Annotated in this window: 16 protein-coding genes; 3 read left to right on the top strand and 13 right to left on the bottom strand. The window is 32.7% G+C overall.

All coding sequences use genetic code 11. The features are described 5' to 3' along the window. Together mraZ and ACGHJ8_RS04850 are read right to left on the bottom strand one after the other, a co-directional pair. Positions 1 to 429, bottom strand: coding sequence for a division/cell wall cluster transcriptional repressor MraZ (gene mraZ, locus ACGHJ8_RS04855; protein ID WP_390542005.1), 429 nt, complete (start codon positions 427 to 429; stop codon positions 1 to 3). Positions 430 to 605: 176 nt separating this feature from the next. Beyond that, positions 606 to 1,952: an MATE family efflux transporter gene (locus tag ACGHJ8_RS04850; RefSeq protein WP_390542003.1), complete on the bottom strand. Its 1,347-nt coding sequence runs from the start codon at positions 1,950 to 1,952 to the stop codon at positions 606 to 608. A gap of 98 nt (positions 1,953 to 2,050) precedes the next feature. Between ACGHJ8_RS04850 and ACGHJ8_RS04845 the strand changes: the two genes are divergently transcribed. Continuing rightward, positions 2,051 to 2,911, top strand: a complete 861-nt coding sequence (locus ACGHJ8_RS04845; RefSeq protein WP_390542001.1) for a PfkB family carbohydrate kinase — start codon at positions 2,051 to 2,053, stop codon at positions 2,909 to 2,911. A 22-nt stretch (positions 2,912 to 2,933) separates the two neighbouring features. Here ACGHJ8_RS04845 and ACGHJ8_RS04840 read toward each other — a convergent pair whose 3' ends face one another. Both ACGHJ8_RS04840 and ACGHJ8_RS04835 read right to left on the bottom strand, forming a co-directional pair. Further along, on the bottom strand, positions 2,934 to 3,878 hold the full coding sequence (locus ACGHJ8_RS04840) for an L-lactate dehydrogenase (RefSeq protein ID WP_087356940.1): 945 nt from the start codon (positions 3,876 to 3,878) through the stop codon (positions 2,934 to 2,936). 62 nt (positions 3,879 to 3,940) lie between these two features. Next, positions 3,941 to 5,035: a MerR family transcriptional regulator gene (locus ACGHJ8_RS04835; RefSeq protein ID WP_390541998.1), complete on the bottom strand. Its 1,095-nt coding sequence runs from the start codon at positions 5,033 to 5,035 to the stop codon at positions 3,941 to 3,943. Between the two features lie 175 nt (positions 5,036 to 5,210). On the opposite strand from ACGHJ8_RS04835, the gene ACGHJ8_RS04830 reads away from it, so the two are divergent. After that, a complete protein-coding gene (locus ACGHJ8_RS04830) occupies positions 5,211 to 6,659 on the top strand; it encodes a L,D-transpeptidase family protein (RefSeq protein WP_205089795.1) in 1,449 nt (482 codons plus the stop codon). Positions 6,660 to 6,942: 283 nt separating this feature from the next. On the opposite strand, the gene ACGHJ8_RS04825 is transcribed toward ACGHJ8_RS04830, so the two are convergent. The 4 genes from ACGHJ8_RS04825 to ACGHJ8_RS04810 are packed head-to-tail and all read right to left on the bottom strand — an operon-like array spanning position 6,943 to position 9,848. Further along, a complete protein-coding gene (locus tag ACGHJ8_RS04825; RefSeq protein WP_162607611.1) occupies positions 6,943 to 7,095 on the bottom strand; it encodes a hypothetical protein in 153 nt (50 codons plus the stop codon). Between the two features lie 3 nt (positions 7,096 to 7,098). After that, on the bottom strand, positions 7,099 to 8,421 hold the full coding sequence (locus ACGHJ8_RS04820) for a M18 family aminopeptidase (RefSeq protein WP_211965034.1): 1,323 nt from the start codon (positions 8,419 to 8,421) through the stop codon (positions 7,099 to 7,101). A gap of 39 nt (positions 8,422 to 8,460) precedes the next feature. Next, entirely contained in the window at positions 8,461 to 9,165 is a 705-nt protein-coding gene (locus tag ACGHJ8_RS04815; protein WP_087356935.1) for a restriction endonuclease, read from the bottom strand. Beyond that, positions 9,162 to 9,848 (bottom strand): TIM44-like domain-containing protein, encoded by a 687-nt coding sequence (locus tag ACGHJ8_RS04810; protein WP_390541994.1) that lies wholly within the window; start codon positions 9,846 to 9,848, stop codon positions 9,162 to 9,164. Before ACGHJ8_RS04810 ends, ACGHJ8_RS04815 begins: the two co-directional genes overlap by 4 nt. A gap of 75 nt (positions 9,849 to 9,923) precedes the next feature. On the opposite strand from ACGHJ8_RS04810, the gene ACGHJ8_RS04805 reads away from it, so the two are divergent. Next, positions 9,924 to 11,654: an ABC-F family ATP-binding cassette domain-containing protein gene (locus ACGHJ8_RS04805; RefSeq protein ID WP_390541992.1), complete on the top strand. Its 1,731-nt coding sequence runs from the start codon at positions 9,924 to 9,926 to the stop codon at positions 11,652 to 11,654. On the opposite strand, the gene ACGHJ8_RS04800 is transcribed toward ACGHJ8_RS04805, so the two are convergent. Genes ACGHJ8_RS04800 through ACGHJ8_RS04780 form a run of 5 tightly spaced genes read right to left on the bottom strand, consistent with a single transcriptional unit; the run spans position 11,651 to position 16,459 of the window. Further along, on the bottom strand, positions 11,651 to 11,803 hold the full coding sequence (locus ACGHJ8_RS04800) for a hypothetical protein (protein ID WP_164483528.1): 153 nt from the start codon (positions 11,801 to 11,803) through the stop codon (positions 11,651 to 11,653). The genes ACGHJ8_RS04805 and ACGHJ8_RS04800 overlap by 4 nt on opposite strands. Positions 11,804 to 11,812: 9 nt before the next feature. After that, entirely contained in the window at positions 11,813 to 14,161 is a 2,349-nt protein-coding gene (locus ACGHJ8_RS04795; RefSeq protein WP_390541989.1) for a homocysteine S-methyltransferase family protein, read from the bottom strand. Further along, positions 14,143 to 14,772 (bottom strand): vitamin B12 dependent-methionine synthase activation domain-containing protein, encoded by a 630-nt coding sequence (locus tag ACGHJ8_RS04790; RefSeq protein WP_087356931.1) that lies wholly within the window; start codon positions 14,770 to 14,772, stop codon positions 14,143 to 14,145. Before ACGHJ8_RS04790 ends, ACGHJ8_RS04795 begins: the two co-directional genes overlap by 19 nt. Next, positions 14,765 to 15,649, bottom strand: a complete 885-nt coding sequence (gene metF, locus ACGHJ8_RS04785) for a methylenetetrahydrofolate reductase [NAD(P)H] (RefSeq protein ID WP_205089814.1) — start codon at positions 15,647 to 15,649, stop codon at positions 14,765 to 14,767. The genes ACGHJ8_RS04790 and metF overlap by 8 nt, the downstream gene beginning before the upstream one ends. Before the next feature lie 60 nt (positions 15,650 to 15,709). Next, complete coding sequence (locus ACGHJ8_RS04780) at positions 15,710 to 16,459, bottom strand: C39 family peptidase (protein ID WP_205089821.1); 750 nt, start codon at positions 16,457 to 16,459, stop codon at positions 15,710 to 15,712. Positions 16,460 to 16,474 lie beyond the last annotated feature (15 nt).

The following is a 16,474-nucleotide window of genomic DNA, read 5'->3' as shown; positions in this document are numbered from 1 at the left end:
CTAATCTAAATCATCAATATTTTCTGAAATGTCATCAAACTGATCCATATTGTCATCATAGAAGCAATCCCACATTTGGCTATCCCATAATTCAATGTGATCTCCTGCCCCTACAATCACGCATTCTTTTTGAAGCTGACCTTCATTTCTTAAAACCTGAGGAATATTAATACGTCCTAATTTGTCAAATTCACATTCCGTTGCTCTGGAAGTGACCAAACGAATAAATATTCTGTTTTTTTTCTTTGTTTTTGGTAATTTCATGAGTGATTGATAATATGTTTGCCACCCTTCAACAGTATAAACAGCCAGACAACCTTCATTACCACGAGTGACATAGACTTTTTCACCACATTCAAGACGCATTTTGGCTGGAATACTCAAACGTCCTTTAGCATCTATATTGTGCCTATATTCACCTATGAACACTTCAAAATCACCCACTTTTATACATTTCTATACATTTTTTAACACTTCATACCACCATTATATACTATTTAGAAGATGATGTATAGAAAAAACATGATTTATTTTTTGATTTTTTATAATAAAAAAGTGGCTTATTTTCGCCACTTATCGTTAATTTTCCATATTTTAACAAATTATCAAAAAGGTTTTGACTGATGATCAGGTAACCACGAAGAAAAAAGATAAAACCATAGAAAAACAATCGAACTACATGTCCATGTGATAGGATATGCCCAAAAGACAAGATGAATATCATGAATAAAATATAAAGCAATGCTCATATATAAAACACGCACAATACACCAGAAAACCATCATGACAAGCATTGGTACCATTGATTTTCCTGCCCCTCGTAAAATACCTGCAATACAATGTGAAAAAGCTAATAAAAAATAAAATAATGTCACTGTTCTAGCTTGCGCTGTTCCAAATCCCACAACATCCACCGTAGAATCAAATAAACTGATTAAAAATGGTGCTGCTATAAAAATCACAATCCCGATGATTTGAGCAAGTATTAATGAACATATAATCCCAAAGCGTGTTCCTTTTTTCACACGATCATATTTTTTGGCCCCCATATTCTGTGATACAAAGGTCGTCATGGCTAAGGCAAAGCATGTAATTGGTAAAAAACCAAATCCTTCAATTTTAGAATATGCTCCACATCCTGCCACTGCCATTTTTCCAAAACTGTTAATATAGCTTTGAACAACCACATTAGCTAACGCAATAATGGAATTTTGAATTCCTGCTGGTAATCCATTTTGAATAACTTGTTTCAACATGGGTATATCGAAACGAATGTCTTTGATTACGAGTGGATAAGATGGATGTTTTAAAAGATATAAAAAGCATAAAACAGCACTGACAACTTGTGATATAACAGTCGCTATCGCAGCTCCATCTACACCCATATGAAAAACAGTAATCAATACAATATCCAAAACAACGTTAATCACTGAAGAAATAATCAAATAATATAAAGGATGTTTACTATCTCCCAGTGCCTGTAAAATACCGGTAAAAGCATTATATAAAACAAAAGCTAGTGAACCCATAAAATAAATACGAAAATAAATAATAGAATCAGGTAAAACATCTTGTGGTGTTCCCATTAAAACAAGTATCTTAGGTGCAAAAATCACCCCTACCCCAGTCAAAACAAGTCCACAGATAATTCCTAAGGCAACAGTCGTATGAATGGATAAACGAACACGGCGATGATCATGCGCACCAAAAAAACGTGCAATGACAACACCTGCCCCTACTGAAAGACCATTAAAGAATCCAACAAGTAAAAAAATCAAATTACCAGAAGAAGCGACTGCTGCTAAGGCACTTGACCCTAAAAAATTACCCACGATTAAAGAATCTGCAGTATTATATAACTGTTGAAATAAGTTTCCTAAAAATAAAGGAATCGCAAAATAAATAATTTTCTTTGCTATTGAACCCTCTATCATTGTATTTGTATCTTCCATAAACTTTCCTCCCCCTCACTATTTTAGCACTAATGCTTTTCTAAATATACAAACATCTGTTATAATCATGAAAAATCATCAAAAAAAGGAGAAACATTATGAAATCGACATTAATCATTGGTTCAAGTGTCTGTGATGTCAATATCTATGTTCAACAATTTCCCCAAATCACAGGCGATGAAAATATTATAAAACAAGAAATGACAATGGGTGGATGTGCCTGGAATGTGAGTACTGTATTTAGACAATTACAACTTCCTTACACTCTTTTTTCACCTATCGGCAAAGGATTCTATGGTGATTTTGTCAAAGCACAGTTTCAAAAAAATCATGTTCCTGTTTTGATTGAAACATCACAAAAGAATGGATGTTGTTATTGTGTGGTAGATAAGCAGGGAGAACGTACTTTTCTTTGTGAACATGGTGCTGAATATGTTTTTCATAAGGAGTGGTTCACACAATTAGATATGTCTTTATATCAAGCTATTTATATTTGTGGATTAGATATTGAAGAAGATCACAAACAAGTGATTTATCAGTTTTTAAAACAATATCCTCATCATACTTTATATTTTGCTCCCGGACCTCGTCTTTTCAAAATCCCTCAACAAGCCATGCATAACATTCTTTCCCTTCATCCCATTTTACATCTCAACAAGCAGGAAATCCTTACCTATACCCATCAAAATGACTTAGAAAATGCCTGTAAGATACTTTATACAAAGACACAACAACCAATAATTGTTACACTTGGTCAGGAGGGATGTTATTTCTATAATCAAACACAAAACTTTTATATTCCAACTCAAAAAGTTCCCGTCTTTAATACCAATGGTGCTGGTGATACCCATTTGGGTGCTATTATGGCTTATCGTATTCAAGGCGTTATCTGGGAAGAAAGCTTACAAAAAGCGAATGATATGGCGGCTATGAAGATATCAAAAAACTCTGTAAAGTAATCCACCTTACAGAGTTTTTCATTTATAAATCCAAACCATCTAAAACATCTTTTAAAGCTTTAGCACTTGTTTGTAATTTTTCATTTTCATCATTATTCAAGTAAATATCTACAACTTTTTCAACACCATTTTGTCCAATGACAGTTGGAATACTTAGACAAATATCATTTAATCCAAATTCTCCCTGCATTAAACTTGAAATTGGTAAAACAGCATGTTCATCTTTCACAATTGCTGTTGCAATACGTTTGACAGCTACTGCTACACCATAGTAAGTTGCACCTTTTCTTTTAATAATTTCATAAGCACTATCACGAACTTCTTGAGCCAGTCTTTCCATAGATTCTTCATGATTAAAATGACCACGCAATTCACAGAAATGATTAATGTGAATACCTGCAACCTGTGCCCCTGACCAGACAACCAGTTCACTGTCCCCATGCTCACCAATAATATAAGCATGAATATCTCGAGGATCGACTTGTAAATGTTTACCTAAAACATATTTCAATCTCGCTGTATCAAGAACTGTTCCTGAACCAATAACACGATGAGCAGGGAATCCTGATAATTTCAATGCCACCTCAGTTAAAATATCAACAGGATTAGAAACAATCAATAAAATTCCTTCACAATTTCTTTCTTTAATTTCAGGAATAATACTTTTAAAGATTTGAACATTCTTTTTCACTAAATCCAATCTTGTTTCATCTGGTTTTTGATTAGCTCCTGCGGTAATGACAATTAATCCCGCATCAACAATATCATCATATGTTCCAGCATAAATATTCATTGGTGTCAAATAAGCACTTCCATGACTCAAATCCATAGCTTCACCTTCAGCTTTTTGCGTATTTGCATCAATCAATACCATTTCAGAAAATAAACCTGTCTGAATCAAACTAAATGCAGATGTAGCTCCAACAAATCCACATCCAATAACAGCAACTTTTTGCATATTAACCATTTTTTATCACCTTCCATCTCTAGTATACCCCAAAATCTAAAGATTTCAAATTATATGCACAATCATTTTTTGCGAGGTGTATTCAAAGCATAACGTTTTTCAAAATATTCAAACCCACTCATTTCATCTTGCTTATAAAAACCTATTGTATAATCATCTCCAGTGATGGGAATATGTTTAGCTTTGATGATTTGATAAGCCATTTTGCTGTTTTCATCAAATGCCAATCCTGATTTTATTGTATAAACTTGTCCATCATCAAATGTAAAGGTAAAACGTGGTAAATAGATCTTAGATAAACCATATCTTTGTGTCATAGTCGATATAACGATATCAATAGAAACATTTTTTAATTGTTGCCATTGATAATGTTGATTTCTACGCTCACTTTGTTTCAATAAGAATCCTATAAGAATGGAATAGCGACTTTGAAATTGACGAGAACAAATTTGTATTCCCTGATCCGTCAATTCAATATAATCCTGTTTTGTTATAGCGATGTGATACAATGAAAGTATCAAAATCAAACTGATAATCGTCATCAATACAACCATCTTTAAATGAGGTGAATACCCTGTCAATAAAGACAGATGATATTGTGAATTTACCCAGCCAATCATGCGAGGTAAAACATCTCCAAAAACAAAACCTAAACCTATAGACAAAGCAATCATGATAAGTAAACCTGTCAGATAATCAGCAATCTGGATTCTTGTTCCTATGACAGTCGTATGTTGACTACGTAAATAATCCCCTAATTTTTTTAGACCTTGCTTGACCAATGTCTTATCAATATGTTCCTGTTCCTGTAACTGCTCCTGTGTTAAAACATCTAAAACAGGAATACCTTTATCTTGAAACTCTTGACATATCTGTTGGATATATTGTAAAGAAGCAATTTTTGTATCTAACTTTTGAATATGATGTTCTAAAACTGTCTGAAAATTTGTTGATTGGTCTAAAATAGCTGCAATATCCTCAATCGGAATTTCTAATTCTCTTAAAAAACGGATTTTTTTCAGTCTATCTATATCCTGCATATTGTAATCACGATAACCATTTTCATCTCTATGAGGATGAATCAAATGCATTTTTTCATAATAACGTAAAGCATGTGAACTGATAGATAATTGCTTTTCTACTTCCTTAATTTTCATCTTTTCCACCTTCCTCGCTTACATTGTAAACCTTAGAGTCACACGAAGGTCAATATATTTATGAAAAATCATATAAAAAAATTGATTTCAAGCATATAAAATGTTGGATAACTTGACTTTTATGGTAAAAATACCTATACTTCTAAATGAAGTTTAAAAATGAGGGGTATGTTATATGGAGGAAACAAAAAAGCAAGAAAAACAGACAAGAAAAAAGGTTCGCATAAGAAAAGATCATGTTTTGAAAGCACTGCTTATTTTAGGGGCACTCATTATTGTTGTTTATCTTTTTGGATGTTTCTATTATCATGACAAATTTATGAGTCGTACAGCTATTAATGATATTGATGTTTCAGGAATGACTTACAAACAAGCCAGTGATACACTTGAAGATGCACTGACAAATCAGACATTATCATTGACTTTTGTTGATAATCAAAAAGAAACTTTAAAACAAGATCAAAGTGGTATCACTTTTAATCCTAATAACAGCATTCAAAAGGAAATGGATAAACAGAATCCTTTTTTATGGTTTACACATTTCTTTCAATCTACAGATATCAATTTAAATGATTTATTAATCACAGATCAAAAACAATTAGAAAAAGCTGTGACATCTTTAAAACATGTACAAGATGAACAAATTGCACCAGTGGATGCAAAAGTAGAGTATAAAGATGAACAATTTGTGATTACACCTGAAGTTTTTGGAACAACTATTCAAAATGAACAATTGATTGACGCTGTAGAAAAGGCATTTCAGACACGTCAAGATACGATTCATTTAAAAGAACAACATATTTATAAAGAACCAAAACTGACATCTCAAGATAAAATCATTACAAATTTAGAGAAACTTGCTAAAGAATATTGTGATGCGAAAATTACTTATAAAACTGTTTCTGGTAATGTTGTGTTAGATGGTAATGATTTGATTCAATGGTTATCTATTGATGAAAAAGGAAATTATTATTATGATGAGGATGAATTTAAGAAACAGGCAACAGCTTTTGTAAAAGATACTTTAGCTCCTAAAATTAATATTATTGGAAAATCAAAAACATTTAAAGGAGCCAATGGCACAAGAACTGTATCTGGTGGTAATTATGGTTATAAATTAAATCAAAGTAAAGAAGTCACTGGTTTATTAAGTGATATTAAAGCACATAAAAAAGAAACAAGAAGTCCTTCTGTAACTGGTGTACAGGCTTCTTATAGTAATGGTGGTTTAGGTAATACTTTTGTGGAAATTGACATGACAAAACAACATATGTGGTTTATCAAAAATGGTAATGTTGTTTTAGAATCTGACTGTGTTACAGGATTACCTACACCTGATCGTATCACTCCTGGTGGAACTTATTATGTTTATTTTATGCAACGTAATCGTGTATTAAGAGGGCAGATTCAAGCTGATGGAAAACCAGAATATGAAACACCTGTCGCTTATTGGATGGCGTTTAATGGTGGAATAGGTTTACATGATGCAACATGGCAATCTTCTTTTGGTGGCGACCGTTATAAAACACATGGTTCTCATGGTTGTATCAACTTACCATTGAATGTTGCTGCTTCATTATATAGTCAACTGAAAGTGAATATTCCTGTTGTTTGTTATTATTAAAAGGCTGCAAAGCCTTTTTTATTTTATGGATGTATGCTAGTATAAAGATAGGAGGAGGATTTTATGAATACTTTTTTAAAAAGATTTGTACAAATCATATTTTTCCTAGCCATTTCATGGCTTTATTTCCATATCATTCAAAAGATTATTTTTCTGTTCTCACCTTCATCTTCTCTGACATTTGATAATATCTTAGGCCTGATATGTATCTTTATTTATATCGTATTCATTATACCCTTAGCTTTAATCATCACTCATAAAATATCTATTCAATAAAAAATCCTTACTTTTTTGAGTAAGGATCTTTTTTGTTTTGTTCAAAAGGCATACGTAAAATCTTTTGTTGTTTCTCTAATGGTAAAATAGAAGCCAGACATGTCACTATGAAAAATGAAAAAATAGAATAAAATCCAAATTTAAATATACGCTTAAACATTATTTAATCACCTTCTATTAAAATATTTCCATCACTTAATACCTGAATATGACTATTAAAAAATGCTTTTGTTAACTGAATCATATCATAAGAATCTTGAACCCCTGCTGTTTCATAAGCTGAGTGCATCGCTAATTGTGGTAAACCAATATCCACACAATTCATAGATACTTGTGACATGGCAATATTTCCTAAAGTACTACCACCTACAGTATCAGAACGATTCGCAAAGAACTGTAATGAAACATTGGCTTTTTGACATAATCCCTTGATCACCGCAATACTTAAACCATCACTTGTATATTTTTGTCCGGCATGAGATTTGACGACAACTCCCTGATTCATATACACGCAATTATCTTGATCTGTCTTTTCAACATGATGAGGGTGTACAGCATGTGCATTATCTCCACTTAACATAAAACTATTAGCTAAAGCACGATAGAAATCTTCACTGTCTTGGAAAAGATGATGATGAATGCGATATAAAGTATCATACAAAAATGTTGAGGCAGCACCTTGTTTTGTTCCTGAACCCACTTCTTCGTTATCAAAACAAGCAAAAACCTGAATAGATTGAGGATGTGATCCTTGTAAAAATCCTTGTAAAGATGTATAGGCACATTGTAAATCATCTAATCGAGGGGCAGAAATAAATTCTTCATGAGCACCCCATAAAGATGGTGCAGTGCGATTATATAAGTAAAGATCACTGCCATAGATAGCTTCTTCATCTACTTGTAATTCTTTTGCAATCATTTTTTTCAAATCACCTATTTGACCTTGCTTTCCAGCAAAAAGAGGCAACATATCAATTTGTTTATTATAGGCATATCCTTCATTAACTGTACGATTCATATGTATAGCCAAATGGGGAATCAAAACCAGATCACGATCAAAACTTAATAAACGTGTCTGATAAGTGTTATTTTGTTTAATCATCACACGACCGGCAATCGATAATGGTCGATCAAACCATGATGAACAGATCATTCCACCATATCCTTCTGTATTCAACATCAGATAATGGTTTTTCACTTCCATCTCTGCCTTTTCTTTTAATTTAAAAGTAGGTGAATCACTATGTGATGCCACAATCTGAAAATTATAATGATCTAATTTTTCACCAATATGAAAAGCAATTAAACTTGACTGATTACGTGTCACATAATATTTTCCACCTTTTGCCATAGACCATTTTTGACTTTCTGATAATTCTTGATATCCTGCTTCATTCAACATTTTTTTCATTGTATCTACAGCATGGAAAGCTGTTGGACTTTGTTGAATAAAAGACATTAACTGTTGAGAAACTTCTTTATACATTTTTATACCTCCGTTTTTATTATTGTATCATAAATGATATCAAATAGGACTTTTTTCTAATAATTTTATGCCTTCCTCTACTGAAGAAATATATACTTCTCTTAAACCATATTCATCTTCACATGATACAATATCATAAAATTCTAAATCATCTAAAATATAATCAATTCGTGAAAGAGGAATTTGGAGCTGTTGATAAAGCAAATCTTCAGAAGCATAATTCGCATTTATAATGACCTGCAAAATATCTTCATAAGGATGATGATCAGAATGATGAAAACGATAAAATAAAGCGTGACGATTCGCACGACGACGCATTAAAGCCAATTTTTCTCCATCCCATAAAATGACACCATTATTTTTTGCTAGAGCATAAGCCTGTCTTGTAAAAGTCTGATTAGTAACAACGACTGCTTCATCATAATCATAATACTCACAACCACTATAAGCCTGTTGAATCGCACTGACACCTACTGGCTTACTATAATACTTACATTGAAAAGCATATCTAACACCTCGATAACTGGCTAGAATATCAACCCCATAATCCCCACTTTGACGTGTTAAACGCAAATGTTTATAACCTAGTCGTTTCAATATTTCATAAACATATTGTTCAAATTCAATGCCAGTCATATGCTTTTTTAAACGAGGAATCCAGCCAAATATCCAACCTAACAATGAACCACATAAACGTCCTAACAAATGAATCAGCCATCGAAATAATTTCCAAATCCACTTCATGACTCTACCTCATCTTGTTGTTTAATTTCATCCAATAAAATGTCATCTCCATAACGTATAAATTTCCAATATTCTACAAAAGTATCATGATGACTCTCTATGACTTGTTCATCTTGAACCATCGTATCATTCATCTTTCCTTCAATATATACCCAGAAATAATCTTGATGATTATCTATATCATCATATAAATCAACAAGAATCACCTTAAACAATTGAATATTATCTAAAACATTCTGTTGATTTTGATATTGTTGCCATTCCATCTTTAATTGCCATCTTTCATAAAGAGCGTCACTTAAACATAGCTTGAGTGTTGTTAAATCCTGTTTTGACCAAGCCTTCTGGATTTTAAAATATTGTTCTTCTACTTTTTTCTTTAAGACTTTTTCATCCCAGAATGTATCCTGCTGATATGCTGTTTTTATATCATCTACAATCTCCTGATGCATTTTTTTGGCTTTATGACGCTTCCAGTACAGCATCATCATCAAACAGCCACCTGCACCTAAAACACCTGCAATTGGCGAACCACCTTGACGAGTTGAGCTTGTATGTGGTGATGAAGTATGACTGCTATGTCCACGACTTCCTCCACCACTGCTGCTACCTCCTCCAGCACGTGCAAAAACAGGTTGACACATGAATATGAAAATGAATAAAATAATGATGACTTTTTTCATGAACATCACTTCCTACGAAAATATTTACAAAATAAAAAGTCATGATACAATAAAACAATAAAGGAGAATATGAATATGTTAATGAGTGTATCACATCTTGAAAAATATAACAATTTAAAATGTATCGCAAAAGATATTTCTTTTTCTATTCATGAACATGATAAAATAGGTTTGATTGGTCTTAATGGAGCTGGAAAATCAACTCTTTTAAAAATTTTAGCTGGTCAAGAAGATTATAAAGGAGAAATTATCAAAAAGAAAGATATCCGCATTAACTATCTTTCGCAGCATCCACAATTCCAGCCAGAAAACACCGTTCTACAACAAGTCTACCAAGAAGTTGGACATGATATTGCCGAATATGAAATCCTTTCCATTTTAAATCGTTTTCAGATCACTCACCATCATCAACCTGTCGGTCAATTATCAGGTGGTCAAAAAAAGCGTGTTGCTTTAGCAATCGCCCTCATCAAACCTTGTGATTTACTCTTATTAGATGAACCAACCAATCATTTAGATCATGAAATGATTGAATATTTAGAAAAATTTCTTATCAAATTCAATAAAGCTTTAGTTATGATTACCCATGATCGTTATTTTCTAGAACGTATTACAAAGCGTATGATGGAATTAGACTATGGACAACTTTATTTCTATGATGCGAACTACTCACTTTATTTAGAACAAAAAGCTTTGCGAGAAGAAACACAACAAAATACACAACACAAAAGAAAACAATTTCTCAAAAAAGAACTCGAATGGGTTCGTGCTGGTGTTCAGGCACGTACGACCAAAAATAAAGGACGTCTTCAAAGATTTGAAACTTTAAGTCAACAGGAGGATGTTCCTGTTCGTCAAAACTTAGAAATGATTGATATTGCTTCACGTTTAGGTCATAAAACCATTGTTTTACATGGTGTATCACATGGTTATGATTCCGTTTTGTTTGAACCTTTTGATTATTTATTAAAAAGAAATGAACGTGTTGGTATTATTGGTATCAATGGTTCTGGCAAATCAACTTTACTCCATATTATAGCCAGAGAATTACAGCCTGCAAAAGGATATGTAGAATATGGTGAAACCATTCGTATCGGTTACTTTAAACAGGGTCACGAAGATATGGATTCTCAACAAAAAGTGATTGACTATATTCAAGATGAAGCCCGTTATCTCCAGACACGTCAAGGTGAGTTTTCCGCTAAACAAATGTGTGAAAAATTTCTATTTGATAAAGATATGCAATATACACCTATTGGTCGTTTATCTGGTGGTGAAAAAAGACGCTTATATTTATTAAAAGTTTTAATGAGTGCTCCTAATGTCTTGTTATTAGATGAACCAACTAACGATTTAGATATTACGACATTACAGATTTTAGAAGACTATTTAGATAGTTTTCAAGGAATAATCATCACTGTATCCCATGATCGTTATTTCTTAGATCGTCTTTGTGATACGCTTTGGGTGTTTAATCATCAGCGTATTGAAATTCATAATGGAGGCTATAGTGATTATATGTTGAATGCACAACCTGTTCAACGCAAAGTCAAAAAGGCAGTGAAACCTCAAAAAGAACGTGCTGTCAGATTAACATATCATGAAAAAAAGGAACTTCAAACATTAGAAGAAACACTTCCTTTACTAGAACAACAGCTTCATGAATTAGATGAACAACTTCATCATGTCAGTGATTTTGCTTCTATCCAAGCTCTTTCTTGTCAAAGAAATCAATTAGAGGAAGATATTGAAACCAAAAGCAATCGTTGGCTTATTCTATTAGAAAAAGAAGAACAGTCACATTAAGACTGTTCTTCTTTTTCTTTGACTTTAATTTTAATTGTCATTTGTTCATCAACTTGAATATCTTCACTTTCTTCTTGTGTTGCAAACAAAGGAATCTCTGTTTCAAGTTCATCTAAATCGGTTGCATTCATTTTAACTTTTAATGCCATAAGACCCTCCTATAAAATATCCTGTAATAATGTGACTGTTGCCATTGCATCTTGGCAATAATAATCAGCCCCTATTTCTCTAGCAATATCCGCTGTGAGTACAGCTCCTCCTACCCAGATAGGACAATCACAATGAGCTTCTTTTAATGCCTGAATCGTTTTTTGCATATGGACGACTGTTGTTGTCATTAAAGCACTCAAACCTATCGCCTGAGGGTGATATTTTTGATAGGCTTCCACAACACGTTCTTTTTTCACATCTTTGCCTAAATCAATCACTTGATAACCATAGCTTTCTAAAATAACCTTAACAATATTCTTTCCAATATCATGAACATCTCCTTCAACAGTACACATAACAACTGTCGCTTTTGCAGCATCTTGTTGATGAAACGTTGATTTAATGACTTCAAAAGCAAGTTTTGTTGTTTCTGCTGATTGAATCAGTTGTGGTAAAAAGATACGATTTTTTTCATAATCATCACCCACTTGATTCAGTGCTGGAATAATGATTTGATCAATGATTTCTAAAGCTTGTTTTGTTTGTAAGAGTTCCTGTGTTTTGGCTTTCACTTCATCTTTTAAACCATGAATAATGATATCATGCAATGTAAAATCCGTTGTAGGAAAGACTGGTTGCACGGTGTGCTGGGATTGTTTTTCAATGTATTGAATTGCATCTTTATCTTGATAAGAGAGAACACGATAAGCATCAATCGTATCCATTAATTGTTGATCTAAAGGATTAATAATCGGTAAATTTAATCCTGCCTGTAATGCCAGTGCTAAAAAGGTACGATTAAGCAAAGGACGATGAGGTAAACCAAAGGATACATTAGATACACCTAATGTCGTATAAAGAGATAATTCATTTTTAACTAATGATACAGCTTTTAATGTTTCTTGTACTTCTTTTTGTTGAGCTGAAGCTGTTAAAGTTAAACAATCAATAATGATATCTTTTGATGGTATTTGATAAGTTTTTGCTTTTTGTATAATTTTTTTGGCAAGTGTTAATCTTTCATCTGCATATAAAGGAATTCCATCTTGTAATGTTAATCCAATAACAACACCACCATATTTTTGAACAATCGGAAAAATAGCTTCCATAACTTCCTCTTTAGCATTCACTGAATTAATTAATGGCTTTCCATTATAATAACGACATGCTTTTTCAATGACTTCTGGCGAAGAAGAATCAATCTGTAAAGGCAAATCAATCACTTCCTGCAACATTTTGAGAACAGTGACCATCACCTGTTTTTCATCAATACCAGGTAAACCCACATTAACATCCAATATATCTGCGCCAGCTCTTTGTTGTTGAATGGCTTCTTTCACATATTCTTCATAGTTTCCTTCTTTTAAAGCCGCTTTCAATTTCTTTTTCCCAGTCGGATTAAGTCTTTCACCACAAACAACCACTTGTCCTTCAAATAAAACTGTCTGATGAGCACTGGACACAGCAGTATAAGGTAAGACTTCTCGGGGTTGACTATATGAAGGCAAATGCTCTTTTAAACCAGCAATAAATTCTGGTGTCGTTCCACAACATCCACCAATAATATTAACACCAAGCTGTGCATATTCTTTCATAGCTTCTACAAATTCATCACTTTTCATTGGATAACATGTATGACCATGTTCTAAACAAGGTAATCCAGCGTTTGGTTGAACAATGACTGGCACAGAAGCATATTTTAAAATCGTTTTGACAATCGGTAATAGTTCAACTGGTCCTAGTGAACAATTCACACCAAGAGCATCGACCTTTAATCCTTCAACTACATTGACAAATGTGAGAGGATCTGTTCCTGTTAGAGTACGCTGATGAGCTTCAAATGTCATTGTCACAAACACAGGTAAATCACTATTTTCTTTGACAGCTAAAATACCTGCTTTAACTTCATATAAATCTGTCATTGTTTCTAATAAAACAGCATCAACATCATCTTTTACCATTAAAACCTGTGAAGCAATCATTTCATAAGCTTCATCAAAGCGAAGTGTCCCTAGTGGTTCCAATAACTGGCCTATAGGTCCAATATCTAAAACAATATAAGCATCTGGATTCACTTCATCTCTTGCTTTTTTAGCATTTTTCACAGCGGCTTTCAATAAATCACAATAACAATATCCACTTTCCTGCATCTTTAAAGGATTACACCCAAAAGTATTCGTCGTGATAAAATGAGCCCCAGCCTTAAGATATTGCTTATGAATATCAATAATCATCTCAGGGTGTTCTATATTATAAACTTCTGGTATCTCCCCTGCTTTCATTCCATACTTTTGCAACATTGAACCCATAGCACCATCAAAAATCAATAATTCTTTCTTTAATCTTTCACGTAACATCTTTGTCCCCCTTTCCTTAATTCACAACTTTCTTTGCGAATACACGATAAACATGTTTTTTTCATATTTTTTCCAATCCCTATAAGACCAATCATCGACTTCATTGGAATCAATAAGCCCGAACTATTCATACTGACACCTAATTTTTTATCAATCTGCAACAAAGTTGCGAATGTTTTATTGAGCTGCATTGGTATATCTCCATAACCCGGTGCCAAACGAAACGTTCGTTCTTTAAAATCTAAAGTCTTTTCAAAATCATCACAACATTCCTCTAAATACGCATTACTCACGGCATCAAATACAACAGCTTTATGCATATCAATATGTTCATAATACTTCAATTGACGATCAATCATTGTTGAGAGCGTACAGGCAATAATACAACATTCATGACAATCTTTGAAATAAAACTTTAAATCATCTGATACCAAAGGAATATTCACTTCTTTCAACATCAAGGGATGATGGGATAAATGATAAATTTGATAGACAGCTTTAAATTGTGCAATCGTCTGGACTTCATGAATACATTCATCTATGAATTGTTCAGTTGTCTGGTCCATGACCGTTTGAGCTTGAAGATAATGTCTGATGAGTTGTTTATTCATGATTTAACTCTTTTAATACAGTAGGAATATTTTGAAAAATAGCTTTCGCTATTTCAGGTTTATTCATTGTATAAATATGGATACCATCAACTCCATTTGTGATTAAATCAATAATCTGATGTGTTGCATAATTAATTCCTATTTCTTTCATAGCTTGAGGATAATGATAGTAAGATTCAATCATTGTTGATAATTCATATGGAATTGAACATCCACATAATTTGGCTGTTCTTAATAATGATTTAGAATGTGTGACAGGCATAATTCCAGCTAGAATCGGTACTGTAATACCTCTTTTTCTAGCCTCTTTAACCAAACGATAGTAATAATGATTATCAAAGAAAATCTGTGTAATCAGATACTCAGCTCCGGCATCTACCTTTTCTTTTAAAGCCTTTAAATCGTCTTCTAAGCAACTGGCTTCTTGATGCACCTCAGGATAACAGGCCCCAGATAAACAAAAATCATCTGGAAAATGAGATGAAATAAATTGATTTAAATCTTTTGCATAATGAAAAGCCAGTTCATGTTGAAGACCATCTTGAGGATAATCTCCACGTAAAGAGAGAATATTTTCTATATTGTTGTCTTTTAATTGTTGACAGATATCTAATATTTCTTGTTGTGTTGAAGAAATACATGTCAAATGAGCAACTGCTTCAATATGGTATTGATTTTTAATCGTAGATGCGATTTCAACAGTTTTTCCTTTTGTTGAACCACCAGCCCCATAAGTGACACTGATAAAATCTGGATTTAAATGTGATAATTCTTCAATTGTATAATAAATAGATGAAATATCTCCTTCTTTATTTTTAGGCGGAAAAACTTCAAAAGAAATAGTTGCTTTCTTTTTTAATATTTCAGAAATTTTCATATTGTTACCTCCATTTTTTGTTTATTTTATAACACAAAAAAAGAATAGTCAAAAACTATTCTAGCTATATGCCCATAAATTTCTAATTTGGTAAGATAGATCATCAAAAGAATAATATCCACTTTTCTTTTGACTGTTAGGATCAAGCACTTTTATTTGATGATTTTTATATTCAGATAAAACAATAAAATGACCTGTAGATGTAAAAGTCCCTTTAGAAACACTACAAATAATAGGATGTCCTTCTAACAGATTTGAAACAACTGTTTTTTCATCCAAAGGAATTTCTTTAACATCAATACCACATGCCTGTGCCCCTCTCACCATCAATGGCCACGCTGTTCCTGCTTCACTATAATAACCATTTTGTTCACTATACTGTGCCATATAATAAGGATGATAACGTCCATTTTGAGTAAGATAACTGACAACCATTGATAAACATGTCGGTCCACATCCATCAATAGCCATCATCTGATCCCCATACATCTTATATCCCCAACGTTTATCCCATTGCATAAATAAAGGCATACTTTCACTTTGAATCTCTTGTTGAATATTAATAGCAATGTCTTTCTCATGATCTTCAGGATAATCGGCTACAAAAGAAATGGTTTCTTTATTTCTTAATGCCAGATCAATCAATTCTTGAGGATAAGCATTGGGGTTATCAACAATTTGATGCCATTTGGCAGATGTATCATAATCATAAGATAAATGAATATCTTCTTTTAAAATAAAATGATCCGCTAGTAAAATAAGGATAGGAATCACCAATACTGCTATAAATACTAATATTTTTCTTCTCATAACATCTTCCTCCAT

It is taken from the genome of Massiliimicrobium timonense (assembly GCF_042850985.1).
Lineage (GTDB): Bacteria > Bacillota_I > Bacilli_A > Erysipelotrichales > Coprobacillaceae > Allocoprobacillus.
The sequence above is the reverse complement of the archived record's forward strand: the minus strand, read 5'-3'. Positions and strand labels throughout refer to the sequence as shown.

Coding starts and splice junctions, on each gene's coding strand:
- ACGHJ8_RS04850 (WP_390542003.1), bottom strand. CDS start 1,952: ATGGAAGATACAAATACAATGATAGAGGGTTCAATAGCAAAGAAAATT.
- ACGHJ8_RS04845 (WP_390542001.1), top strand. CDS start 2,051: ATGAAATCGACATTAATCATTGGTTCAAGTGTCTGTGATGTCAATATC.
- ACGHJ8_RS04840 (WP_087356940.1), bottom strand. CDS start 3,878: ATGGTTAATATGCAAAAAGTTGCTGTTATTGGATGTGGATTTGTTGGA.
- ACGHJ8_RS04835 (WP_390541998.1), bottom strand. CDS start 5,035: ATGAAAATTAAGGAAGTAGAAAAGCAATTATCTATCAGTTCACATGCT.
- ACGHJ8_RS04830 (WP_205089795.1), top strand. CDS start 5,211: ATGGAGGAAACAAAAAAGCAAGAAAAACAGACAAGAAAAAAGGTTCGC.
- ACGHJ8_RS04825 (WP_162607611.1), bottom strand. CDS start 7,095: ATGTTTAAGCGTATATTTAAATTTGGATTTTATTCTATTTTTTCATTT.
- ACGHJ8_RS04820 (WP_211965034.1), bottom strand. CDS start 8,421: ATGTATAAAGAAGTTTCTCAACAGTTAATGTCTTTTATTCAACAAAGT.
- ACGHJ8_RS04815 (WP_087356935.1), bottom strand. CDS start 9,165: ATGAAGTGGATTTGGAAATTATTTCGATGGCTGATTCATTTGTTAGGA.
- ACGHJ8_RS04810 (WP_390541994.1), bottom strand. CDS start 9,848: ATGAAAAAAGTCATCATTATTTTATTCATTTTCATATTCATGTGTCAA.
- ACGHJ8_RS04805 (WP_390541992.1), top strand. CDS start 9,924: ATGTTAATGAGTGTATCACATCTTGAAAAATATAACAATTTAAAATGT.
- ACGHJ8_RS04800 (WP_164483528.1), bottom strand. CDS start 11,803: ATGGCATTAAAAGTTAAAATGAATGCAACCGATTTAGATGAACTTGAA.
- ACGHJ8_RS04795 (WP_390541989.1), bottom strand. CDS start 14,161: ATGTTACGTGAAAGATTAAAGAAAGAATTATTGATTTTTGATGGTGCT.
- ACGHJ8_RS04790 (WP_087356931.1), bottom strand. CDS start 14,772: ATGAATAAACAACTCATCAGACATTATCTTCAAGCTCAAACGGTCATG.
- metF (WP_205089814.1), bottom strand. CDS start 15,649: ATGAAAATTTCTGAAATATTAAAAAAGAAAGCAACTATTTCTTTTGAA.
- ACGHJ8_RS04780 (WP_205089821.1), bottom strand. CDS start 16,459: ATGAGAAGAAAAATATTAGTATTTATAGCAGTATTGGTGATTCCTATC.